26 protein-coding genes, 2 pseudogenes and 1 other annotated feature are annotated in these 23632 nt (G+C 35.8%); of the genes and pseudogenes, 9 read left to right on the forward strand and 19 right to left on the reverse strand.

The window, feature by feature from the left end; translation table 11 throughout:
• Positions 1-14: 14 nt before the first annotated feature.
• The 3 genes from COE49_RS27270 to COE49_RS09055 all read right to left on the reverse strand — a co-directional run bounded on the left by COE49_RS27270 (position 15) and on the right by COE49_RS09055 (position 3914).
• Entirely contained in the window at positions 15-209 is a 195-nt protein-coding gene (locus tag COE49_RS27270) for a hypothetical protein (protein WP_140417447.1), read from the reverse strand.
• Between the two features lie 129 nt (positions 210-338).
• A complete protein-coding gene (locus tag COE49_RS09050; protein WP_088232106.1) occupies positions 339-1511 on the reverse strand; it encodes an acetyl-CoA C-acetyltransferase in 1173 nt (390 codons plus the stop codon).
• Positions 1512-1532: 21 nt separating this feature from the next.
• Positions 1533-3914, reverse strand: a complete 2382-nt coding sequence (locus tag COE49_RS09055; RefSeq protein ID WP_088232105.1) for a 3-hydroxyacyl-CoA dehydrogenase/enoyl-CoA hydratase family protein — start codon at positions 3912-3914, stop codon at positions 1533-1535.
• Between the two features lie 235 nt (positions 3915-4149).
• On the opposite strand from COE49_RS09055, the gene COE49_RS09065 reads away from it, so the two are divergent.
• Entirely contained in the window at positions 4150-4296 is a 147-nt protein-coding gene (locus COE49_RS09065) for a YuzL family protein (RefSeq protein WP_001096344.1), read from the forward strand.
• An 87-nt stretch (positions 4297-4383) separates the two neighbouring features.
• A complete protein-coding gene (locus COE49_RS09070) occupies positions 4384-5223 on the forward strand; it encodes a D-alanyl-D-alanine carboxypeptidase family protein (RefSeq protein ID WP_088232104.1) in 840 nt (279 codons plus the stop codon).
• A 21-nt stretch (positions 5224-5244) separates the two neighbouring features.
• On the opposite strand, the gene COE49_RS09075 is transcribed toward COE49_RS09070, so the two are convergent.
• The 4 genes from COE49_RS09075 to COE49_RS27275 form a co-directional block, all read right to left on the reverse strand.
• Positions 5245-6162: a proline dehydrogenase family protein gene (locus COE49_RS09075; RefSeq protein WP_088232103.1), complete on the reverse strand. Its 918-nt coding sequence runs from the start codon at positions 6160-6162 to the stop codon at positions 5245-5247.
• A gap of 311 nt (positions 6163-6473) precedes the next feature.
• Positions 6474-6719, reverse strand: coding sequence for a YusU family protein (locus tag COE49_RS09080; protein WP_001290597.1), 246 nt, complete (start codon positions 6717-6719; stop codon positions 6474-6476).
• Between the two features lie 48 nt (positions 6720-6767).
• Entirely contained in the window at positions 6768-7070 is a 303-nt protein-coding gene (locus COE49_RS09085) for an MTH1187 family thiamine-binding protein (protein WP_001018860.1), read from the reverse strand.
• Positions 7071-7147: 77 nt separating this feature from the next.
• Entirely contained in the window at positions 7148-7321 is a 174-nt protein-coding gene (locus COE49_RS27275; RefSeq protein WP_140417446.1) for a V-type ATPase 116kDa subunit family protein, read from the reverse strand.
• A 362-nt stretch (positions 7322-7683) separates the two neighbouring features.
• Between COE49_RS27275 and COE49_RS09090 the strand changes: the two genes are divergently transcribed.
• Positions 7684-8442 carry a TrmB family transcriptional regulator gene (locus COE49_RS09090; protein WP_088232101.1) on the forward strand — a complete coding sequence of 253 codons (759 nt, stop codon included), beginning with the start codon at positions 7684-7686 and terminating at the stop codon, positions 8440-8442.
• Positions 8443-8521: 79 nt separating this feature from the next.
• Here COE49_RS09090 and COE49_RS09095 read toward each other — a convergent pair whose 3' ends face one another.
• The 7 genes from COE49_RS09095 to COE49_RS09125 all read right to left on the reverse strand — a co-directional run bounded on the left by COE49_RS09095 (position 8522) and on the right by COE49_RS09125 (position 14623).
• Entirely contained in the window at positions 8522-9034 is a 513-nt protein-coding gene (locus COE49_RS09095) for a tellurite resistance TerB family protein (RefSeq protein WP_088232100.1), read from the reverse strand.
• A 105-nt stretch (positions 9035-9139) separates the two neighbouring features.
• On the reverse strand, positions 9140-9307 hold the full coding sequence (locus COE49_RS27580; RefSeq protein WP_088232099.1) for a hypothetical protein: 168 nt from the start codon (positions 9305-9307) through the stop codon (positions 9140-9142).
• Positions 9308-9386: 79 nt separating this feature from the next.
• The gene (locus COE49_RS09105) at positions 9387-10571 is read right to left on the reverse strand and encodes an MFS transporter (protein ID WP_141524817.1); all 1185 of its coding nucleotides are present in this window, start codon (positions 10569-10571) and stop codon (positions 9387-9389) included.
• 101 nt (positions 10572-10672) lie between these two features.
• Positions 10673-11989 carry an APC family permease gene (locus tag COE49_RS09110; protein ID WP_088232097.1) on the reverse strand — a complete coding sequence of 439 codons (1317 nt, stop codon included), beginning with the start codon at positions 11987-11989 and terminating at the stop codon, positions 10673-10675.
• Positions 11990-12054: 65 nt separating this feature from the next.
• Positions 12055-12291: a binding site (T-box leader), on the reverse strand.
• Positions 12292-12581: 290 nt separating this feature from the next.
• Complete coding sequence (locus COE49_RS09115; RefSeq protein WP_098945869.1) at positions 12582-13397, reverse strand: hypothetical protein; 816 nt, start codon at positions 13395-13397, stop codon at positions 12582-12584.
• A 130-nt stretch (positions 13398-13527) separates the two neighbouring features.
• Positions 13528-14310: a membrane protein insertase YidC gene (locus COE49_RS09120; protein ID WP_088232095.1), complete on the reverse strand. Its 783-nt coding sequence runs from the start codon at positions 14308-14310 to the stop codon at positions 13528-13530.
• Between the two features lie 28 nt (positions 14311-14338).
• The gene (locus tag COE49_RS09125; RefSeq protein ID WP_088232094.1) at positions 14339-14623 is read right to left on the reverse strand and encodes a hypothetical protein; all 285 of its coding nucleotides are present in this window, start codon (positions 14621-14623) and stop codon (positions 14339-14341) included.
• A gap of 276 nt (positions 14624-14899) precedes the next feature.
• On the opposite strand from COE49_RS09125, the gene COE49_RS09130 reads away from it, so the two are divergent.
• Positions 14900-15793 carry a YitT family protein gene (locus tag COE49_RS09130; protein ID WP_071712722.1) on the forward strand — a complete coding sequence of 298 codons (894 nt, stop codon included), beginning with the start codon at positions 14900-14902 and terminating at the stop codon, positions 15791-15793.
• 262 nt (positions 15794-16055) lie between these two features.
• On the forward strand, positions 16056-16442 hold the full coding sequence (locus COE49_RS09135) for a DUF3938 domain-containing protein (protein ID WP_098945870.1): 387 nt from the start codon (positions 16056-16058) through the stop codon (positions 16440-16442).
• A gap of 145 nt (positions 16443-16587) precedes the next feature.
• Here the strand turns inward: COE49_RS09135 and COE49_RS09140 are convergent, their stop codons facing one another.
• The 5 genes and pseudogenes from COE49_RS09140 to COE49_RS09160 all read right to left on the reverse strand — a co-directional run bounded on the left by COE49_RS09140 (position 16588) and on the right by COE49_RS09160 (position 19746).
• Entirely contained in the window at positions 16588-16728 is a 141-nt protein-coding gene (locus tag COE49_RS09140; RefSeq protein ID WP_000404781.1) for a DUF3985 family protein, read from the reverse strand.
• 96 nt (positions 16729-16824) lie between these two features.
• Positions 16825-17907, reverse strand: coding sequence for a M50 family metallopeptidase (locus tag COE49_RS09145; protein WP_088232091.1), 1083 nt, complete (start codon positions 17905-17907; stop codon positions 16825-16827).
• 12 nt (positions 17908-17919) lie between these two features.
• Positions 17920-18024 (reverse strand): annotated as a pseudogene (locus COE49_RS28460) (DUF3169 family protein); the annotation flags it as partial.
• A pseudogene (locus tag COE49_RS28465) lies at positions 18025-18132 on the reverse strand (helix-turn-helix transcriptional regulator); the annotation flags it as partial.
• Between the two features lie 999 nt (positions 18133-19131).
• A complete protein-coding gene (locus COE49_RS09160; RefSeq protein ID WP_088232088.1) occupies positions 19132-19746 on the reverse strand; it encodes a DedA family protein in 615 nt (204 codons plus the stop codon).
• 387 nt (positions 19747-20133) lie between these two features.
• Here COE49_RS09160 and COE49_RS09165 point away from each other — a divergent pair, with 387 nt between their 5' ends.
• The 4 genes from COE49_RS09165 (at position 20134) to COE49_RS09180 (ending at position 23514) form a co-directional block, all read left to right on the forward strand.
• Positions 20134-20577, forward strand: coding sequence for a DUF3978 family protein (locus COE49_RS09165; protein ID WP_088232087.1), 444 nt, complete (start codon positions 20134-20136; stop codon positions 20575-20577).
• A 29-nt stretch (positions 20578-20606) separates the two neighbouring features.
• Positions 20607-21068 (forward strand): L,D-transpeptidase, encoded by a 462-nt coding sequence (locus COE49_RS09170; protein WP_088232086.1) that lies wholly within the window; start codon positions 20607-20609, stop codon positions 21066-21068.
• A gap of 366 nt (positions 21069-21434) precedes the next feature.
• Positions 21435-22100, forward strand: coding sequence for a response regulator transcription factor (locus COE49_RS09175; RefSeq protein WP_000148837.1), 666 nt, complete (start codon positions 21435-21437; stop codon positions 22098-22100).
• Complete coding sequence (locus tag COE49_RS09180) at positions 22078-23514, forward strand: sensor histidine kinase (RefSeq protein WP_098945871.1); 1437 nt, start codon at positions 22078-22080, stop codon at positions 23512-23514. The genes COE49_RS09175 and COE49_RS09180 overlap by 23 nt, the downstream gene beginning before the upstream one ends.
• The last annotated feature ends 118 nt before the right edge of the window (positions 23515-23632 follow it).

The following is a 23632-nucleotide window of genomic DNA, read 5'->3' on the forward strand; positions in this document are numbered from 1 at the left end:
GCTGGCTCTCAATTTTATTTTTTATAAACCTTTGTTGCTTCCATTCTTTGTATTGGCGGCGTCACGTTCTGAGCAAGCCACCTGCACTTTTTATCTAATCCAGTTCCAGCGGCTAGAACAGTCGGTCGTTTCATCCCTTCCTGTGAGGCAAAAAGCGCCTCTACGTCTGAAGCTCCATCCCCCTCACATTCTGAACGAGCCGCTTCCACCTTTTTTTCATAATCCAGTTCCAGCGGCTAGAACAGTCGGTCGTTTCATCCCTTCCTGTGAGGCAAAAAGCGCCTCTTCGTCAGGGCTTCCAACGTCCTCCTGTTCTGAGCAAGCCGCTTCCACTTTTTTTATAGTAATTCAAATACTCCCGCTGCTCCCATTCCGCCGCCGATACACATTGTTACGATACCGAATTGCTCATTGCGACGTTTCATTTCGTGAATAAGAGATAGTGTTAGTTTTGCTCCTGTACAGCCAAGTGGATGTCCAAGTGCGATTGCACCGCCGTTTACGTTTACTTTATCTTCGTCTAAACCAAGCTCGCGAATAACTTGGATTGATTGAGAAGCAAATGCTTCATTTAGTTCGAATAGGCCGATATCAGATAGCTCTAACCCCGCTAGTTTTAACGCTTTTGGAATTGCAGCGATTGGACCGATACCCATTACTTCTGGTGGTACGCCAGCTACTGCAAATGAACGGAATTTCGCAAGTGGTTTCATGCCATCACTCACTGCTTTTTCACGGTCCATTAATAGTACAGATGCTGCGCCATCACTCATTTGTGAAGAGTTACCAGCTGTTACCGAACCGCGAACGTTAAATGCTGGACGTAATTTACCTAAAATGTCTAGCGTCGTTTCTGCTCTTACACCTTCGTCTTGTGCGAAAATGATTGTTTCTTCTTGCAGTTTGTTGTTTGATCCAACAGTACGTAACGTTACATCTACAGATACTGTTTCATCAGCAAAGTTTCCTGCAGCTAATGCTTTTGCTGCACGTTGATGACTTCTTACTGCAAATGCATCTTGCTCTTCACGAGAAATTCCATATTTCACAGCAACTTGCTCTGCTGTATGTCCCATACCCATATAATATTCTGGAGCCGCTTCTACAAGGCGACTATTCGGACGAACAACGTGTCCCATCATTGGAACTAAACTCATTGATTCCGCTCCGCCCGATAATACAGCTTCAGAGTGACCAAGCATAATACGCTCTGCTCCGTAAGCGATACTTTGTAAACCTGAAGAACAGTAACGGTTAATTGTAATAGCTGGCACATCGTAAGAAAGTCCTGCTAATCCGCCGATATTACGAGCCATGTTTAACCCTTGCTCTGCTTCTGGCATTGCACAACCGAAGATTAAATCATCGATTGGTCCTTCATAATTCGCACGCTTTAACGTTTCCTTTACTACTAACGCCCCTAGATCGTCAGGACGAACTGTTTTTAATGAACCCCTCTTTGCTTTTCCAATTGGTGTTCTTGCTCCCGCAACAATGACAGCTTCTCTCATGAACGATATCTCCCCTCGTTATTAGTTACGTAATGGCTTTCCTTTTACAAGCATGTGCTGCATTCTTGCTTGTGATTTCATCTCACTTACTAAGCTAATAAATGCTTCACGTTCTACATCTAATAAATACTGCTCATCAACTTCTGTTCCGTACGGCACTTTTCCGCCCGCAATGACATATGCAAGTTTCTTCGCAATGTGAAGATCGTGCTCTGAAATGTAACCAGATAAATGCATTGCTTCTGCACCAAGTGCAAGAGTTGCATATCCTGTTTCACCAACAACCGGAACCTTTTTACGGATCGGCGCTTTATAACCAGCTTCATATAAAGCAAGTGCTTTCTGTTTCGCATCGTATAGTAAGTGATCGCCATTCACACTAATACCGTCTTTATCACCTAAGAAGTTATGAGAAATTGCTTCTTGTCCTGAAGTTGAAACTTTTGCCATTGCTACTGTTTCGAACACTTTATTTGCAACTTTTTGCAGATCAAACTCTACACCGTTTGCCATTTTATTTAAGTGTTTAATGTATAACTCTTTGTTACCGCCTCCGCCAGGGATTAAGCCAACACCAACTTCTACTAAGCCCATATACGTTTCACTAGAAGCTTGAATGCTAGCAGCTGGTAAACATACTTCTGTACCTCCGCCAAGCGTCATACCATAAGGCGCTGCTACAACTGGCTTAGAAGAATACTTAATTTTCGTCATTGCATCCTGGAAGTTTTTCACAACCAACTCAATTTCAAAGTAGTTGTCGTCTTGTGCTTCCATTAAGATCATTGCAAGGTTCGCACCAACGCAGAAGTTCTTCGATTGGTTACCGATAACAAGACCTTTATAATTCTTTTCTACTTCATCAACAGCGTAGTTAATCATTTGCGTAATATCCATACCGATTGCATTGCTCTTCGAATGGAACTCTAAGCAAAGGATGCCGTCGCCTAAATCAATTAAGCTCGCGCCGCTATTTTTCTTTAATACGCCGTTTTTCGCTTTTAATTGTTTAAGAGAAATTGCTTTTTTATTACGTTCGATTAACTTATATTCGCCATTATCGTAATAGTAGCTATCACCGTTATCGTGTTTATAGAAAGTAGTGAAACCTTTCTCTAGCATTTCTTTCACCCAAGTAGGAATAACTGCGCCGTTTTCTTCCATCTTTTGAACAGATTTTTCAACGCCGATTGCATCCCAAACTTCAAATGGTCCTTGTTCCCAGCCGAAGCCCCACTTCATCGCTTGGTCAATTGCAACGATATCGTCAGCAATTTCTTTATGAAGCTTTGCAGAGTATAAAAGAGTTGGTGTAATGATGTTCCATAACAACTCTCCTGCGCGGTCTTTCGCGTATACAAGCGCTTTCAATTTATTCGATAAACCTTTTTCTTGTTTACTTAATTCGATAGATGCAGCTTTTAATTTTTTGCGTGCTTCGTATTCCATCGTTTCAGGATTTAATTCTAAAATTTCTTTTCCTTGTTTTAAGAAGAAGCCTTGACCTGTTTTACTTCCAAGCCACTTTTTATCAAGCATGTCATGCATGAAAGCTGGTACTTTAAACACTTCACGCTCTTCTTCTTGTACGTTTTCGTATACGTTATTTGCAACGTGTACGAATGTATCTAAACCGACAACATCTAATGTACGGAACGTTGCGCTCTTCGGACGACCAATAAGTGGACCTGTTACAGAATCAACTTCCCCAATGCTGTAGCCGCGTTTTATCATCTCTTGAAGAGTTACAAGTAAACCGTACGTACCAATGCGGTTTCCAATAAAGTTTGGTGTATCTTTTGCGATAACAACGCCTTTTCCAAGAACGTCTTCGCCAAATAGTTTCATGAAGCTTAATACTTGTGGATCTGTTTCTTTCGTCGGTATTACCTCTAGAAGTTTTAAATATCGTGGTGGGTTAAAAAAGTGTGTGCCTAAGAAGTGTTTCTGGAAGTCGTCTGAACGACCTTCTGCCATTTTTTCAACTGAAATGCCTGACGTATTCGAGCTTACAATAGAACCCGGTTTACGAACAGCATCTACTTTTTCAAATAATTTCTTTTTAATATCTAAGTTTTCAACTACTACTTCAATAATCCAATCTACATCAGCTAGACGCTCAAGATCATCTTCTAAGTTACCTGCTTCAATCAGTGTTAAATTTCCTTTCACTGTCAGAGGAGCTGGTTTTTGCTTTAATAGTTTTTGCACAGCCGTATTACTAAAACGATTTCTCACACTTTTATGTTCTAATGTAAGTCCCTTCGCTTCCTCTTCTTTCGTAAGCGCAGGTGGTACAATATCAAGCAATAATGTCGGAATACCAATATTAGCTAAGTGTGCCGCAATTCCTGAACCCATTACGCCTGAACCTAGAACAGCAGCCTTTTTAATTTGGAACATCCAATTCTCCCCCTATTCTTGAATGAATGCTCATTCAATTTTTCGACATAAGTCGCAATCAATGAATGAGCCTCTACTAATAAATATATGTTATTGTTTAAATTTTCGCAATATATTTATTGATAAAATTTTCTGAAATAAATATATTTCTTTCATTTGGCTATGCTATATATGTATTTTCTTCATTCAAATACACTTTTCCTTTTTATAATCTGACGAAACTGGAGGAATATATATGGCAAAACTTAAGAAGAACCCTTCAAAGGCTGGAATTAGCGCAGCAAGCGTAACTGGAAATGCAGGTCCGCATAATCACGGTGTAGAAAAAGGCCGTCAAGGTAATAATCAACAATATAAAAAGCATAATATGGGCGAAAAATAACGCTATATTTTTGGGCAGAGAACGTGGCATAATGGGTAATGGCTGCTTTTTCTGCCCAATTTATTTGTAACAAATGAGGGAATTATAATGAAACGAACAATAGTTATGATTGTAATGATTGCTACACTATTTACAGGGGTGATTTTCTTCTCTTATGCACAAAGGCAACAAGCTGTAAGAGCGGATCAGCCTACTATTACAGGGCAATACGGAATTACAATCGATGCAGACACAGGTGAAATTTTGTATGGGAAACGCGAAGATGAACGCTCTTATCCGGCTAGTATAGCCAAAATGATGACAACGCTTCTCTTACTAGAGAATGTAAAAGAAGATGAAGAAATTACAATTACAGAAAACGCGATTAAAACAGAAAGTCAAAGTAAGAAGATTAAGCTTCACGCGGGTGAAAAATTAAAACGTGATGAGGCATTAAAACTTATGCTTATCATTAGTGCAGACCCAGTTGCCGAATCTATTGCAGAACATATCGCAGGATCAAAAAATGAGTTTGTGAAAATGATGAATGCTAGAGCGAAGGAACTTGGTACAAAGCATGCGACTTTCAAAAACGCAAGTGGTGCTGATGCACTCGGAAATAAAGTATCACCATATGACATTGCTATTATTACGAAAGAAGCATTAAAGTACCCAGTTGTTTTAGAATATATGAATTCAACGCGTACAACTCTACATACTTCAGAACGCTCTCCCAAAATCGCAAACTATGGACGAGAAGAACTATATAATGATCCATATGCGATCGGAAGTAAAAGCGGTCTATCGACACTCGGAAAATATACGGTCGTAACAGTGGATGAAAAAGATGGGAAACGCGTCATTAACGTCGTATTATCCTCTACTCGCACGCAACTATATCCTGATACGAAGAAAATGGCACATTACGCATTTCAACAATTAAAATAACCAAGGAGCTAGTCTCCTTGGTTATTTTTTGATCATACCTTTTAATACGAACGCAACGTTTGCTGGACGCTCTGCTAGACGGCGCATGAAATATCCATACCAGTCGTTTCCGTACGGCACGTAAACACGCATTTTGTAGCCTTCTTTTACTAGCTCAAGTTGACGCTCTGTACGAATACCAAATAACATTTGGAATTCAAATTGATCTCTTGAAATATTGTGTTCTTCGGCAAGTTTTTTTGTATATTCAATAATCGCTTCGTCATGTGAAGCAATTGCAGTATAATTTCCATTTAATAAGTGCATTTTAATAATCTTTTTATAATTGTCATCTACATCTTTCTTGTCCGGGAACGCCACTTCTTCAGGTTCTTTATAAGCCCCTTTTACAAGACGTAAATTAGGATTATAAGAGTTTAAGTCCTCAATATCTTTTTCTGTACGATATAGGTAAGCTTGAATAACAGTACCAATATTATCGTATTCAGATTTTAATTGTTTAAAGATATCAATTGTTTTTCCGCAACGTGTATAGTCTTCCATATCAATGGTAACAAACACACCATTTTCTTTTGCAGCTTCTAAAATACGGCGCATATTGTTCATTACGATTTCATCAGAGATATCTAATCCCATAGAAGTCATTTTTAAAGAAAGCTGCGAATCAAGACCTTCTCTTCCAATTGCACGGATCGCTTCAATCGATTGGTTAGCCATTTCATTTGCTTCTGCTTCATTATCAACGAATTCCCCTAAATAATCGATCGTTACACAAAGACCTTGCTTGTTTAATTGTTGAATAGCAGCTGTCGCTAATTCAATCGTCTCCCCTGCGACGAAGCGACCTGCACCAAAGCGCAAACCGTACTTTTTAGCCAGTTTTGTTAGCGCTTTATTTTTAGATAAGAAAAGAAACGAATTTCGCATTAATTGTTCCATGTAATTCACCCCTATGACTGTACTTTATCTGTTTTTTACCCCTCTTCAAAATTATATCATTCTTTAAAATTATTTGATACAAATAATTATTTAGATAATTTATAAAATACTATAAAAACATTTAAAACCTTATATTCTCGCTTGTAAATATGAAGGAAATATTTTTCGACATTTAGAAAAAACGGGTTTACTAGGTACAAAATAGGCATGCCAAAAATATTCGACATGCCTATAAAACCCTTTATATTCCATGTAAATTATATAAGGATATTAATAAAAAAACCCTGAGGTAACATTACCTCAAGGTTTTCTCACTGCTCATTTCGCTTCTCTTCATTCAGCTTTTTAATATTCGTAATTAGCTGTACCATCTCTTCTTTTGCATCAGGATACGTCTCATTCCAATGCTTCACTAAAGCTGGCATCGTCTTCGCAATGTAAGAATACAGTGCCCACTTCTGCACCTGCTCTTTTCGCTCTTCATTGCTTTCTCCCAGTAATAGTTCCGTGTATTTCTCTAACAACCCATCAAATTGTTCGTTAAACTTTTCACTCATCTTATCTACCTCCTATATGAAAAAAGCAGCGAACATCGCTGCTTTTTCTTATAATTTTGATCGAACAGAGTTTAATTTCTTCTCCATTGTGCTTACTTTATCACGGCGATCATCGATACGAATCGTTGTCGCAACACGCTGTGCACCTTTCGTATATGGCACTTCATGCATTTGTTGAATAACTTCTAGAATGACAGGAAGATCTCCTTCAATAATTGTGTTCATCGGTGTTAATTGATACTTCACGCGATCTGCATTTTTCTCTAGCACCTTTTGTACTTCTGCTACATACTCACTAACACTTGGATTACCTGTTCCTACTGGAATAATCGATACGTCAACAATTGCCATAGTAACTTGCCTCCTATATTCACTTCTTATATATCCATTGTCTATTTTACCAAAATCTTTATCATTTTAATAATATGTTATTCCTCTACTTTAAACTGCTCAACCAGTCTTTCTAAATCGTTCATATGCTCTGTCAAACTTTCCATGGAGCTATTCATTTGTTCCACTGACTGCGCCATGTTCTCAAGTTGTGCTGAAACTTCATCTACACTATTAGCAAGAGTAGATGCTCCCCCGCTTACATCATCCATTGCACCAGAAACTTCTCAACATCTTCCCCCAAGCGTCCCCTTCTCGTTGTATTTTAATTACGTTAATCAATATATTAAGTATAATAGATAATATTAAAAAATTGAAATTAATTCTCATCTCTATCTGATGAAAAAACTTACTACCACTTGTGCAAAAACAAATAGTTCATTATCCTTAAGCTATATAAAGTGAAACTTTAATCAGTGGGATTTTATTCACCCCCACTGATTATTAGCCTTCACCAATCGGGCATTTACGGGCAGCAGGGCTCCCCCCCAACTTCTTTGCTCCAGCCGAATTTTGAGGTGGGCATCTTACTGCCCGCAAATAGCGGGATAATCACATTTGTTCGGAGGGAACTATGTTACAAAAATTCGGTTTCTCACAATATGAAAGCCAAGCTTATGAAGTTGTCGTATCAAGCAATGAACCGTTAGATGCTACGACAATTGTGAAGCACTCTGGTGTTCCAAAAGCAAAAATATATGAAGTGCTAGCGCGCCTAATCGATAAAGGAATGGTAATGGATTCTGTTTCAGAAAAGAAAAAGTTGTATACAGCATTGCCACTCAAGCTAGCAATTGAAAAATTAACGACAGAATTCCAATCAAACATTCAAGAATTGGAAACGAATATATCGAAAAAATCATTTACAGATGACCGTGTATGGAGCCTAAAGATGCAATCTTCTATTCGAGTTCAAAGTAAAGAACTCATAGAAAGTGCAACAGAATCGATTCGTATTTCAGCTTGGAATGATACGCTTTTAGAATATCTTCCATTATTAGAACAAAAAGCAAAACAAGGTGTCTTGATTGAATCCCTCATAGTCGGAAACGTAGAAACAGAATTAGAAAATATGCATTTTCTAATTCCAACTGAAGAACCTAACGCACTAGAGCGTTATTTACTCCTTATCGTAGACGACCGCGAAATTTTATTCGCTGGTGTAGAGCAAGAATCATGGCAAGCGATGAAAACAATGTCACAACCTTTCGTGAAGTTCTTTACAGAATTCTTCTATCATGATGTTGCACTTGCAAAGATTACTCAAAAACACCATGATCTCTTTATGGAAGATGAGGAAATTAAAAGTTTGTTGATGAAATTGAGATATTAACACATCCCAAAAGGAATTCCTCACACAAAAATAGCTGTACCAAAAGGAGTTTTATATACTCTTTTGATACAGCTATTTTTTATGATTTCGCTAATTCAACTTTATGTAGTTTGTTTTTCGGATGATTTTGATTTGTAAATACAGAACGGTCATTTTTTAATACAATTACTTCAAAGAATGGCTTAAATCGCTCCTCTGAAATGTCAAAGGCTTGTAAAAACTTCCCGAACATTACTTGCTCTTCACGTTCAGCCTCTCCATCAGAAAGAGATGAATCAATTAAGTTAACAAGAATACACATTTTTTGTGCATCTGTAAGAGATGGTGCTGCTTCTCTTAAAAATGTATCTACACTATTTTTACGAACATACTTAATCGCCTTCTCAAGTAGGTCATCGTTATTTCCACCTACATAAATCTTGCCGCCTTTATTTTTACCACCTAAAACAGATAATAATTGTCCTAATTCCTCATTATCATATTCTCCATCTGCACCCATCATGTAAAGTAAAGATGTAGCAAATGCAAAGTGTGGTTCCATCCCATTTTCTGTACGAGTTTTGTCACCTTTAAACATATCAAATAAACCCATTTGTGGCCCTCCTATATGAAACTATAATCTTCCTAAATATAACAGAAAGCGCTACAAAAGGATGTGTCTGTTTTGTAAAGTTTGCACTCGAATGATTAGGTCATTTCACGATTTTTTTTGCTCCTTTATCTCCATCAACAGCTCAATAATCTTCTCATTTTGCTCCACTTGTTTCTCAGAATTTTGATAGATAAAACGAATCCATCTAAGAACAAAAATAACCACAAATAACGGAAGTACCGTGAATATAAAACCAATAATTGAATACTCCATATACTATCACCTCGCTATATACCCCTTTCTCCATATCTCTCCTAACCCCTGCAATTTTTTACAAACAAAAAAGAACCTATCAAACGATAGATTCTTCTTTCGCAAACTGAGTAGAGCGCCCTCTCGTAATCGAGAAAATCGCACAAAGCAATGCTAATATAATAAAGCCGCCGCCTACCCAAGCGTTATATATAACAGATGATTTTTCAATAACAACTCCGCCTACTGTTGAACCGAGCGCAATTCCTAAGTGAAGAGCGGAGTTATTTAAACCTTGCTGAATACCAGCTGATTCCGGTGCAATTTCAATTAAATAGTTTTGCTGTGCTGGTGAAATAGCCCAGCTCAGCATACTCCAAAGCCCCATCATCATAATGAAAAGCGGGAATGAGAATGTCATCATTGGTAACATAAAGATTGCACATGCAAATACGATAATGATGGAAATAATACTTTTCTTCGATCCCCATTTATCAGCAAGCCAGCCTCCGAAGCCGCCTCCAATTACTGCTGCGATTCCGAAAATGAAGTAAAACACACTAATCCAATTCGCTTCAACATGCATCACATCTTTTAAGAAAGGTGTTAAATATGCATATAGTGTTAAATGACCTGTTAAAAATAAGAATGACGTTAACTGTGCACTTACAATTTTCTTATCTTTTAACGTAGCAATTTGTTCTCTTATTGATAACACCGACGTCGCTGGTACTTTCGTTAAAAATAATGAAATACAAGCGATCGCCATAACTGTTAAAATCGAAATTAATACAAACGGCGCACGCCATCCGTATGCATTTCCTAACACAAGACCTAACGGTACTCCAAGTACAAGTGATCCACTAATTCCCATAAAAATAATTCCTATCGCACGCGCACGAAAATGCGGTTCTACTACACTAGAAGCAAGTGTTACAGATAGTGCAATAATAAGCGATCCACTCGCCGCACAAATAACCCTTGAGAACATTAACATTCCATAATTCAAACTAAACGCTGAAATAATATTTCCAATTAAGAAAATCGATAATGCCCCAATATATAATGTTTTTCTTTCAACCTTCCCTGTTACTGCTAATAAAACTGGACCTGACAAAGCAAATACTACCGAAAATATTGTGATAAGCTGACCAGCCGCACTAATTGATACACCTAAATCATTGGCCACTAAATCGAGCGTTCCTCCTATAATTAGCTCAACCGTTCCGACTACAAAAGCCGCAATAGCTAAAATATACACACGAAAATTCAAGTCTTTCCCCACACTTTCTATTTTGGTTACTNNAGTAACCAAAATAGAAAGTGAATACAAGTACAATTTTTTCACAGCAAAAAAGGTAGGCGTATTATACGCCTACCTTTCAATCATGACACTTCACTTTTATTTTTCTTATTCAAATACCAATACACCGGAAGCCCCGTAAATACAATTCCAATCGATAAGAAGCAACTTACTGGATCGTTAATAATCGCACTACCGATTACAAAGAACGAACCTAAAATCGCAACGATTGGTACAATTGGGAATAACGGTACACTATACGCACGTTCTTTATTTTTATTACGTTTTCTTAAAATGAAGACACCAATAAACGTCATTACATAGAAAATATAAATGATGAATACGGAAATCTCAGATAGCTTATTCGGATCACTAATAAGCATTAAAATAATTCCTAAAATGATTTCAACAGTAATCGCATTTGCTGGTGTTTTAAATCTCGAATTTTCTTTTGCAATAAACTTAGCAAATGGAAGCTGTCCACGCTCTGCCATTGACATTGGAATACGTGGGAACGTTAAAATCTTTCCGTTTAAACAACCGAAAATAGAAATAATAATACCAATACTAATAATTTTCCCGCCATATTCTCCAAGTAGCATGCCCGCAGCTGTCGCTGTTGCATTTTCACCAAGATCTACAATTTGTGTTGCTGGTAATACATTCAGTAACGCCAAATTAATTAATACGTAAGCAGCCGTTACAATTAAAATCCCAACTGTCATTGCTTTCGGTAATAACTTTGTTGGATTCTTCATTTCTCCACCAATAGAAGCAAGTAGAATCCAGCCGTCATAAGCAAATAACGTTGCTAAAATTGCCATCCCGATACTTTGATTTTCTGATATCGGTACAACTACGTTAAAGATATCACTATTCCCTTTCCAAAAACCTAACACAACAATTAAAACGATCGGAATCATCTTCCCAACCGTCGTAACCGTTTGGACGATACCTCCATACTTTGTTCCCATACTATTTACAACGCCTAGGAACACAACTGTCCCAATCGCGATTGGTAAATTCCATACTTTATCTAAAGAGAAAAAATTAATCATTAAAGAACTAAAATACAAACCTAACGTTCCAATAATAGCTGGTCCATAAACAATTGTTTGCATCCAGCCTGATAAATACCCCCAAAAACTTCCGTAAATCTCCTCTAAATACGTATATAACCCACCATTTTTTGGGATTTGCGCTCCGATTTCAGCTACTGTTAAACCACTTGCTAGCGTCAACAGACCACCAATTACCCAAGCAAGAATAGCCATATTAGAACTCCCTGAGTAATCTAATACGCTCCCTGGTTTCATAAACACACCAGATCCAATAATAGTTCCTACTACGATAGAAAGTGCAACTGTTAAACCAATTTTGTTCTTCTCATCATGATGCATGCTGCGTATCCTCCTTCCAATTCTAGTGTGATGCAAAAATGAAATAAAAAAACACTCCTCCCTAAAAAAGGGACGAGTGTTGTATTCGTGGTTCCACCCTTGTTTCAATTCGTAAAGTTGCACACTTCACCAATTTCTCAAGTCTACATAACGGTTTTTGCCGGCAAGCAATTACTAGGTATCCGTTCACTGCTGCAGTTCAGAGGTGGTAATCCATTTTTCCGTATTAGGAAGCTCACAGCCAAAGACTTCCCTCTCTGAGAATCGTAAAAAATTGATCATGTCCTCATCATCACTTCTTGATGTCGAATTTTGTAGTTATTTTACATTATATTGAATTGTTAGAAAAAATCAATATATTTTTTATATAACATCAGAAATTTTTCTCTTCTTATATTATAACAGAAGATACAATACTTCTCTAATTCCCTTATACCTTCGAAGCAATATGATTGTAAAAAAAGTATATCAACGGTTTCCGAAATATACCTATCCCCCCATCGAAAACGACAATAATAAAAGGAGGCTGTTTCAAGGACAGCCCCCTCACATACGTATCTTCCGATTGCCCCACGAAAGATACATAACTCAATTACTTATCTTCTTTTTTCATGAAAAATTTTTGATGCGGAAGATCCACATTCAATTCCTCTAATTGTTTCTTTTCATTTTCTAGAATGGCTTTCGCTTTTTCTTTCGTCTGATCGTCTAATCCCGCAAAGATGTCTTCATGCTTCGCTTTTTCTAGAAGTTTCACACCTAGTTTTGTTAATTCCTCTTTGGCTTGCTCACGTGTTAATTTCCCGGACTTTTCTTGCTCTAAGATCGACTTCGCTTTTTCTTTTGCCTGCTCGTCTAATCCTGCAAACATATCCTTGTGTTTACCCTTCTCCGGCAATTTCACACCTAGTTTCGTTAATTCCTCTTGCACTTGTTCACGCGTGAGCTTTCCTGATTTCTCTTGCTCTAAAATTGACTTCGCCTTTTCTTTCACCTGCTCATCTAATCCTGCAAACATATCTTTGTATTTACCCTTTTCTGGGAACTTCACACCTAATTTTGTTAATTCCTCTTTGGCTTGCTCACGTGTTAATTTCCCAGACTTCTCTTGTTCTAAAATTGACTTCGCCTTTTCTTTCGCCTGCTCATCTAATCCTGCAAACATATCTTTACGTTTTTCTTTCTCCGGAAGCTTTACACCTAGTTCCTCTAACTGTTTCTTTGTATCATCCATAATTGTTTTCACTTTTTGTTTCGTAGCGTCATCTAAGTTCTTTTTCACCGTTTTTGTAGGCTGATCTGCTGCTGGAGTATTTGTTGCCGCAAATGCTGGGACACCCACTCCTCCTATAATTCCAAATGATAAAGCACCCGCAATTGCTAAATACCCAACTGTTTTCTTCTTCATAGGAAATTTCCTCCTTCATATTTCTAAAGCATGTACACTTTCGTATACAATACCCATAGTAATGTTGGTTTCTTAAAATTCCCTTAACGATTTAAATAAAAAAACACCGCTCGTGATGAGCGGTGTTTCTCTATGCATTTTGTAATTGTACTTCTTCACGTTCCATTATTTTTCTTAATACAATTGTTTGCGTCATTGTAAATAAGTTACCTGTGATCCAGTACAGTACAAGACCTGATGGTGCCGCAAATCCCATAAATAGAATCATGGCCGGCATCATAATTTGCTGTACTTTCATCATTTGCCCTTGCTCACCAGACGCCATATTTGATTGAAATACCTTCATTTGAATAAATGTCGTTAACGCTGCAATAATCGGTAATATATGATATGGATCTGCATGTCCTAAGTTCACCCATAAAAATGAAGATGTGCGAATCTCTTCCGTTCGGCTAATCGCATAATACAAAGCAGAGAAAATTGGCATTTGTATAAAGATTGGCCAGCAACCAGCAAGTGGATTCCAACCGCCTGATTTCATTAGTTCTGACATTTCTTTTTGATACTGCTTTTGTTTTTCAAGATCTTTGCTTACATCACCATATTTTTTCTTTAACTTCTGCAATTCAGGTTGCATTTTTTTCATTTTCGCTTGGCTACGATATTGTGAAACAGCTAATGGAATCATTGCTGAACGAATAACGAGCGTCATGATAATGATAGCAATCCCGAAGCTAGCTCCAGGTATATGATGAGCAACAAATTGAATCATATACGAGATTGGATATACGAAATAATGGTTCCAAATTCCCGTACTATGTGAATCTATTGTGCCTGCAGTACTACAACCAGATAAAACAAAAACAAGTACTAATGAAAAACTAATGAGCTTAGCTCGGTATGATTTTAACATGTTTATTCCTCCAATGTTTCGTAATTATTTAGCGAAACATTGGTGTATACGGACCGACCTCGTCACTCTCGTCACTCGATTCTTGTCTACGTACAGAACGAATCATTCCATATTTATAAAAAATGGAGAAAAGCGGTACAGTTCCGGTACCCTCTTCACACGTATCAACTAGTTTAAAAGCTCTTTGTCTACTGCTCGATGCTTGCTGACGCACAAAGCGAGAAACATTTGTGAGAAAGAAGACTTCTAATAAACAAAGCGCTGTCGTTACAAACGATATATATAGAATTGCATCCTGGAATAAAAACTCCATCGCTTCACATCCTTAATAAAGTCATTTTAGCACATTAGGCAAACATTCTCTATTTCCTTTTGTTTGCAAAAAATAATTTTGCATATTTTCTCAAAAAAATTATGCTAGGAAATTAATGTATTCGCTTTCTTTAGTATATTCACGCACATCAATGAATAGGTTTAATTTATTAGAAATTTATAAAATTTTTGCATTATAATAAAACTATTGCCAGTTTTTGAAAAAAGCTTTATTCTCTTCTTGTAATCAAAAATGAATATGGAGATGAAACATACTATGGGTCAACTAGGAGACGCCGATTACGTTCCCGACACCGCCTTTTTATCCTTCCCAGCAGCTAAAACATTTCATCTAGAATTTATCATACAGTTAATTGTTATTTTTATAGCTTCTATTTTGTATGCAATTTCTATGAATATGTTTTTTATCCCGCATAATATGATTAGCGGTGGATTCGCTGGTGTAGGGATGATTATCGGTTATTTAATGCACTACAATATCGGAGCACTTATCTTTTTACTAAACATTCCGCTTCTTATTTTAAGTCACTTTTACTTAGGAAAGAAGACAACCTTTTTAACAGCATACTTTGTAGCAGTATCATCTTTAGCGATGAATATTCTTCCCGTACACCAAGTTTCAGACGATATTTTACTTTCTTCTGTATTCGGTGGTGTCATCTGCGGTGCTGCTTCAGGAATCATATTCCGATTTGCTTCTTCAACAGGTGGTTTTGATGTCGTTGGATTGATTGTAGCAAAACATCGAGATATTTCGATTGGAGCAATCATCTTTGGATTCAACTTAATCTTACTTGTTGTAGCAGGATTTATTTTCGGATGGGATATTACGCTTTATACGTTAATTAGTCGGTTTGTAGTCAGCAAAGTGATTGATGCCGTGCATACAAAACATATTAAATTAACGATAATGACAGTTACAGAAAAAGGCGAGGAAATAAAAAGCGCACTACTACATCACGGCATACGTGGCGTGACAATGGTAGATGCTGTCGGCGGCTATACAAACCATAAGAAAAAAATGATTTACACTGTCGTAACTCGCTATGAGTTAGGCGAAATGAAACGTATTATCCGTCAAGTGGATAACAAAGCATTTATGAACATTACTGAAACAGTTGAAATTGTCGGCCGTTTCAAACGCATATAAAAAGGCGCAAGGAACTACCATTCCTTGCGCTTTTTATTTTTTACACTTATTACAAAATCAGATAATTCTATTATTATGCGCTCATTTATGTTATAATACAAAAAGAACGTATAGACTTTGGGGGTTTCTCTTAAGAAACGAGAAGTCAGGTATACACCAATCAACTTAGTTACTCTTCAATAACCTTTTAACAATTCACTTCAATTGACTATACCTACCTTTTTGACTTCCAAATCATCTTATTACACAGGGAGATGAACATATGAATCAATATATACGATATACAATAGCTGTCCTGTTTGCTATTATCGGCGGAACAATCTGCTTCTGGACAAACACTCAGCTTGGAGAGAATATCATTTTTAATGGAATTGAAACACTTGTAAGCGCTTCAATTTTAGGCGGATACATTTACTTCCTCTTCAATCCAGAAGAAAATGCACAAAAAACAATGTTATTAACAATGATCGGAATCGTTGGAGGATGTATTTCCTACTCAATGACAGACTATACAGTACCACTTCAATTAAGCTCAGCTTTCTTCCACGGTCTATGGACTTGGTTCATTGCATTCTGCTTAGCAGACATATTCAACCTATTACAAACTACTGAAGAAGATAGCGGTCGACAAATTGAAAGTAAATCGTAAGCTGGAAGATATTCTTCCAGCTTTTTTTGATTGATTTGCATACCCTAGTTGGTATTTACCAAAATATATCAGCGATTCTCCAAATATATCGAATGTTTCTNNCGACCTACCGACATTTTTCGACACTCAAAACGCACAATATACCCTATCCCCCAAGCAATTTACTGCCGAACTCTACGATTAAAAAGATAATTAATAGGATCGCGAGTATTTTTAATGCTACATACGCTACTTTAAAAACAGCATAAATAAGCAAGGCTATCAAAATAATCGTTAAAATTTCCATCTAGAATTCCTCCAAGCTTTGCTCTTCTTATCTTATTTTACTCGCCTCAGACTTTTTATGGAACGGCATAAGATGACATACAAAAAAGAGGATACCTCACCCATCGTAAGATACCCTCTCCTTTAGCCGCTCAAACCATTCTCTCTCTAATTGTAAATATCCCATTTCACTCCTCTCAGCATTCTTCAACTCTGTACCAGCTTTCTTCATATAAATACAAGAAGCTTCCATATCGCCCTCTAAATATTTAACAATTCCTTGTGTGCGATAATATCCGTTTAGATCCATTTTTGTAACGGCCTTCGCATATTTTTTTGCTTCTTGCAAAGAAAGGCTTTCCACCTGATAAAGAACTTTATATAAAAGATACCAACTATGAAAACTACTAACGAAAAACTTATTTTCTTTCGTCACAGGTAGTTGAACAATTTGTTCTACATACGGTATCGCTCTTTCCATTCCCTCTTGATCCGCTCTGGCATAAAAGACAAGCATAAGTCCGCTCATTGTCTCTCTTATACTTTTATTCTCTTTTAGTTTATCTTCGCTAAGTTTTACTAATCTCTCATCCCAATCTTTCGGCCTTTTATAATTAAATAACTCACTCGATACTTGAATCGTATATAAATGCTCTCTAGCCTTTTCATCATCTTTAATTAAAATAAGAAATTGCATACCATCGCTCATAAGCGTTCCTTTTATCGGCACGATTGTAACCGCGAAAATCACCAAATGGAAAACGGAAAAATATAAAAGATATTGATAATAACTTACCATGTATATGTAACCTGAAGTAATACCGAATAGTAAACTCACAATCGGTCCACCTAAAGTCATCCATGCCCATTTTTTTGAAAGATTCGGTGTCACTGTAGAAGGCGGTACTAACATTGCGACGCCACCAAAATAAGCCCATAATTTATTTTCTCGAATGCGTACTTTCCCCTTCTCTTTTTGAACAGTAATAGGCCCTACTGTCATAAATCTAAATTGTAAACCGCCTATTAAACCGAATATGACATGTCCTAACTCATGAATAGCTATCACTAACAATAAAATTCCAACTACTGCCCATATGTTCAACATCGTTTCTAATTTCTCGGTTCGGATTACTCCGTATAAAATGGACAGAACTAGCGCCGCTGTCACTGAACCAGCTGGCCTTTTTAAAATATCCACTTTTCTCTCTCCTTAATAAATCATTTTCCTATCTATTTCGTACATATATGTTACAACGTGTAAAACCAAAACAAATGAAGTCATAATGACCATAAGGAAGTTATTCCCATCTAACAACTTTACTTTGCTAATTGTTTGCTGCGATGAGCCAATCACTTTCCCTAAATCCCCTTGTGATAAACGATGCTTTGCTCGCAATTCTCTTACCCGATTTTGAAGCTTCATACCTTATCTCTTTTTTATGTATTTAATTAAAATTGTAAATAATATCCTTATTTTTATCAATTATAATTGTCATTTTGACGTGAATATATGTCAAAAAATATTATATATATTATGCTAGATATAACATATATAATATTTTTTAAGAACTACATAATTGAGGTGTCTCATGGATAAAAAAAGGATTTTTTCTTATGCTCTTATTAAATTTTCAGCGGCCTGTTCTCTCTTTTTTGCTTTTTTATTATTTTTCTTTATTAGAAATGATATGAACTTCTTTAAAACATCCGGATACTTAATTGGATTTTTATATAATTTTTGGCTTTACCTTCTTTTCTTCTACGCGATCTTATGCTCATTTGTAATTGATAAATTAAATTCAAAACATAATAGCACCCCAAGAAAAATTTCATTTTATATTTTATGTGGTTATTTATTCTTCCTCCCATTCCATATATACAATGGGGGAGATGTAATCGTAACTTTCATAATGGGATCTGTGGGGGCAATCTGTTCACTTTTCTTTTATTTATGTACCTGTATAGCAAATAAATACAAATGGTTTCGATATACAACCGCTATTATCATTCCGCTTCTATTCATTGCGCTATGCTCTATTGATTTTACTCAAAAAGAACAATGGGTTGAGCATAGTACAAAAAATACATTCGAGGCGAATTTCTCATATTTTAACGGTGCGCATAAAATACCCATTCATGTAAAAAAAGGAGAAACAATTGAGGTTAACGTAAACTTCCTTGTCACTGAAAATAGCGCCTACCAAGGTTATGGGACTTACTTTTCTAGTGAATTTAATAAATATGAACCCCTTTCCGAACGAAGTGACGATACGTACGAACTTTCACCTAGTAAAACGGGAACATATTATATAGTAGTGATTGGTTACGGTATCGAAGGAAAGATAAAAACAAATTGGAAAATAAAAAAGGCAGTGCCCAAAAGCACTGCCTTCCTAAATTCTGACATAGAATGGATTCCATATTAACTTGCGTTTTGTAAGAATACTCGTTTTAACTGTTTGCGGAAACGAACACCTAGCGTAATCGCTACAATCACAATAACCCCAAAAATAATTTTACCGATATGATCTTGTAAAACCCCAAAGATATCATGTAAGTTTCCACCTAACCAGTAACCACCTATTAAGAAGAATGATACCCAAAATAGAGCACCTGAGTAAATTGTAATTGCAAAACGACGGAATGGTAAATTAATGATTCCTGCAAAGTATCCTGTAAAATGGCGTACACCAGGAATGAAGAAACCAATAAAGATAAGGAAGTACCCATACTTATCAAACCACATTCTTGTTAAGTCGATTTTTCTTTGTGTTAAAAATACGTATTTCCCATACTTTTGAACAAAGGGCATACCTAATTTATTCCCTAAAAAGTATTGAATCGTCATTCCTACACTTGTCCCAATAAAGGATAGAATAATTAAAATTGGTAAACTCAAATCGCCCTTCTGTGCTAAAAATCCCGCATATGCTAATGTTGGCTCTCCCGGAAACGGAAGTGCAATATATTCTAACAGCAAGCCTACAAGTACAACATAGTACCCGTACTGCTGAAATAATTCATGAACCCATTCCATGTCATCTCTCCTTCCAATCACGTGCAACTTCTTACTATTATTGTATAAAAAAATTGTCGAAATAACTATCACAATAGCTTACATTTTTATTACATTTTTGTAAGGATTAAACTACAATTCGCCCTTTTTTCTTGAATGATATAAATTTTTTTCAAGGAGAGATAACAGCCAATCCGCCTAAAAATATACATTTTTCAACACTTAAATTACCTTTGTTTTGTTCTCAATAAAAAACCATCACAAACTCATACTAACTTCATATTAGCTTCATATACGTATTGTAAGATTATATCGGAATTTGTTGAAAAATTTAACTAATATATGACTAAACATGAAATTGAATAAATATAAGTCGCTTTTCGAAATTGAAAAAAGGGTGAATAAGAAATGGAAGCTTATAAAATGCACGATTTTATTAAAACAAATGTTGAATCTCATCAAAATGAAACCGTTTTTAATTTACACATATGTGAAACAAATGAGTTTGACGTAAGTTTAACAAAATCTACAACGCTGTCTTTTGTCGTTTCAAAAAAGAATATTAAGATTGCCACGAGAAAATGGATTAATTCAAATCAAGAGAGCATGGTTGGCAAAAGCTACATCATTCCAACGAAAGCGTTTCATTATTTCTTACCGATCATTTCTGAAACTGAAGATGAACTACATATTCAAGTTCAAAGTTTTGGACTACATGGTGAGCTTTTACTAAATGAAAGATTATTAATTGATAAAAACAACAAAAACAATGCAAAGATTACTACTTTCTTTGAAACATTAAATGAAAATGTAAATCAAGCACTACGAGGATTACAAATTCATTGTATGTAATACTACTACAATAATAAAAGGAGAATATAATGAAAAAATTATTATTAAGCGTTTTATTATCAGTAGTTTTTTTATCAGTCCCACATATTTCTGCTGAGGCATCATCAACGAACGATCAACTTATTGTGGACACAAACGCAAAGAAAATGGATTTTTATCAAAATGGAAAGTTTGTAAAAAGCTTTACTGTTGCGACTGGAAAAGCTGCAACGCCAACTCCAAAAGGCACTTTTAAGATCGTAAATAAAATTAAGAATCGTCCCTACTATACAGGAAAGATTAAAGGTGGAGATCCACGTAACCCACTTGGTGATCGTTGGCTTGGATTAAATATGGCAGGTACTTACGGAACTACTTATGCGATTCATGGAACGAACAATAATCAAGCAATTGGAAAGGCGACAACACTTGGCTGTATACGCATGTATAACAATGATGTACGCTGGTTATTTGAGCGTATTCCGGAGCAAGCTACTGTCACTGTAAAATAACTTAAGAACAAGATTTACGTGTAGCCAAGATTTTTAATATCTTGGCTTATTTTATTTCTTCATTTACAGTAGCAAAACGACTATACTTGCATATATAATGGGAATAGATTGTGTTAAACAATATTGAAACATTTATAAACATGGATATTAAAATTATACAGTTATAATATTTTATAAATTTTACAATACATACTATAATGGAATTACTGTAATTCCAAGATATTCAGTTAAGATAAACAATCCCCCCTTGCTACTTTTATGACTCTTTTATAGCGGGGGCTTATTATATGTATAAACAATCTGAGTCACTCGAAAAATGATGAATTTGAATATTGCAGTAAAAAGCGTTATTTAGGAGGTGTTACTATGACGCATATACTGGTGATTGAAGATAACCCAGATATACAAGAACTGATTCGTGAATTTCTAATGGCACAAAACTTTACCGTTGATGTTGTTGGCGCTGGAACAGAAGGTATACTTCTTTTCCAAAAAAATTCATACGATCTTGTCCTCCTTGATGTGATGTTACCAGATATAGATGGCTATAGTATTTGTAAAATTATGCGAGGACAATCTGATGTACCAATTATTATGTTAACAGGTCTACATAATGAGGAAAGTGAAATTAAAGGATTTGAATTAGGTATTGATGACTATATTACAAAACCTTTCCATTACACCGTATTTATTAAGCGTGTAGAAGCTGTATTAAGAAGGGCAGCAACGAAGGAAGCAGAAACTGCAACTATACTGCACTTCCATGAATTGATGTTAAATTCTACAGCATACGCCGCTTACGTTCATGGTAATCAAATTGAATTGACTACAAAAGAGTTTGAAATTATATATACTTTACTGCAAAACCGAGGAAAAGTATTATCAAGAAGTGATTTGTTGAATAAGGTATGGGGCTATGAACATTATGGTGATGTAAGAGTTATCGATACACATATTAAAAACTTACGAAAAAAATTAGGAATTCCTTATATTAAAACGGTGAAAGGCATTGGCTACAAAATCGAATCGTAGCAAAAACAACATCACCAAAAATATTTTCATCAAAACCTTATTATTTTGTATTCTTTTATCATTTTGTCTTTATCAAATTATTTATTTTCTAGCTTCAAACTATGATAAAGAACATTTTGCAAATGGAACGCAGACTACAGAACATGCGGATTCAGACAAACAAAACGAACAAAGTAAAACGAATCAAAATACAGCTGTTTCAGAGAGTAACATGTTTAATTTTCAATCTTCTATTATAGACTATAAAACACTCTCTAGAGCTATCAATCACCTTTTGCAGCCTAGCCAAACTGTAAAAGCAAAAGAACATGCACAAAGTATTTCGGGGGAAAATAGCGCTAATGTGCCACTTACAGAAGCGGAAAAGAAAGTCGCTAACAATGATGCCTTACATAAACAAACGGCAGCAAGTAAAACAAATGATACAAATGATAATCCAAAATTAGCAGATGCACTGCAGCAATTAGCTCCGCGTATTGGCGCGACAATGCTTGCATTATCTCTGCTCGGATCTTTAATTTATGCAAAACTAATTGCCAAACCTTTTCAATATATGAGCGATGCGTTAAAAGATATTATGAATCTTGATTTCTCAGATAAAAAGGCACTGAACCAACATACAGATCAAACAGATTTTAATTTACAAGTCGCTGCTTCACAAGTACCAAATATTGTGAAGAATTTACATGAAAGTAATCAAGATTTAAGAAATGAGCTCAAAAAGGAACAACAATTAGAACAATCTCGTAAAGAATTTATGTCTATTTTATCCCATGAATTAAAAACACCAATCGCAGCCGTTATGGGACAACTAGATGGCATGATTCACGGAATCGGAGCTTATAAAGATAGAGATAAGTATTTAAAACGCTCCTACGAAATGATGCAAGATATTAACGTATTAACGGAAAAAATGTCAGAATTATCCAAAATACAAAACCCTCAATTTAAACCGAATTTAGAAGTTATTTCATTAACTACTATTATTGAGGATGTTATGAAGAAAGTAGATTATTTTGTATCTGTAAAACAATTACATGTTCAATCTAATATTAAACAAGATGTACAAATTTTAGCTGACCCTAAATTTATTCAAACTGCTATTTTTAACATTATTTCAAATGCAATTCATTATACAATTGATCATCAGCATGTATATATAAAGCTTTATGAAAAGCCAAACGGTTACGCATTAGAAGTATTAAATACAGGTTCACAAATCGATGAGGATAAACTTGCTCATTTATTTGAGCCATTCTATCGCGCAAACCCTTGCAAACATGGATTAGTACAAGGTAGTGGTCTTGGGTTATATATTGTAAAACAAATATTAGATAAACATCAGTTTCCTTATGGAATACAAAACACACCTCAAGGTGTAAAATGCTCCATCGTATTCCCAAAAGCAATGTAAAAACCAACTCTAATTTCATACCCCAAATTCATACTTCGTATGAATGGCGGAATTTTGTAGAGTGTCTTACTCTGTTTCGTTCGCCCGTTATCCTTTTTGGATAGCGGGCGTTTTTTAT

It is taken from the genome of Bacillus sp. AFS029637 (assembly GCF_002584985.1).
Taxonomy (GTDB): Bacteria; Bacillota; Bacilli; order Bacillales; family Bacillaceae_G; genus Bacillus_A.